At 61.2% G+C, this 897-nt stretch carries 1 pseudogene; it reads right to left on the bottom strand.

The annotated features are described in order from the left end of the window. A pseudogene (locus tag P0D70_RS36635) lies at positions 1–684 on the bottom strand (ISNCY family transposase); the annotation flags it as partial. Positions 685–897: the final 213 nt, after the last annotated feature.

Genomic DNA, 897 nt, shown 5'->3' with positions numbered 1-897 from the left:
CCGCCGGCAAACGGCAAACGCCCCGCAAGCGTGGATAAACCGGACGAAACCTGCCGCTATAGAACGCGACAGGTTTGCCGTGTGCCATCAGATACTTCGACTGGGCCTCGAGATAGCTGAAGGTCGATTCCGTTGCCGTAAATGCAGCGTCATCGGCCTGCCAGTCGCATCGTCGATGAACACCCAGCAGCGTGCAAGCGGGCGCCCGTTCCTCGAACCACGGATGTTCGCTGCCGTCGATCTGCACCAGTTCGCCAACACACGAGCGCCGCGCCCGCGGCTGGTAGATCTTCGGCGGGCGCTGCCGGCGTGGAATCCACAGTCCGGCATCGGTCATCAACTGCCGCACGGTTTCCTTGGCCATCCGGATGCCGTGACACTCCCAAAGCTTCTCGCACGCCAGCGTCGGGCCAAAATCGGCATAGCGCTCGCGAATGATCGCCAGCGCCCGCTGAGCCAGTCCTTCGTCCAGCTTCCGGTTGCCGGACCGGCCACGTCTGCGCGAGGCCAGTGCAGCCGCACCGGATTCCTGATAGCGGATCACCAAGCGCTCAACCTGACGCACGGTCAAGCCCAGACGTTCGGCCGCGCGACCAGGCTGAGGCCCATGTCGACAATGGCCTGGATGACCTTCAAACGGTCGAGTTCTCGCATGTTCAATGTCACCAGTGTGGCTGGACACATGGCCGACTCCGAAATCTCGCAACGGACCGACCGGCATGCCAGCGTTTAGAAACACGACATTTCTTATATGGTCGCCTCCCATTTGCAAGGTAATTGTTCATGGCGAGGAGGGTGGTTGCGGACTTATATCCGGACTCGATCGCGGGCATGCCCGCCGGCCCCAATGGATTTCGCCGCAAAGGTCCTAATCTAAATGAGCGGACTCAAGGTCCG

Source organism: Paraburkholderia sp. RL17-381-BIF-C (assembly GCF_046026435.1).
GTDB lineage: Bacteria > Pseudomonadota > Gammaproteobacteria > Burkholderiales > Burkholderiaceae > Paraburkholderia.
Note: the sequence above shows the minus strand (reverse complement) of the source record. Positions and strands in the feature narration are given on the sequence as shown.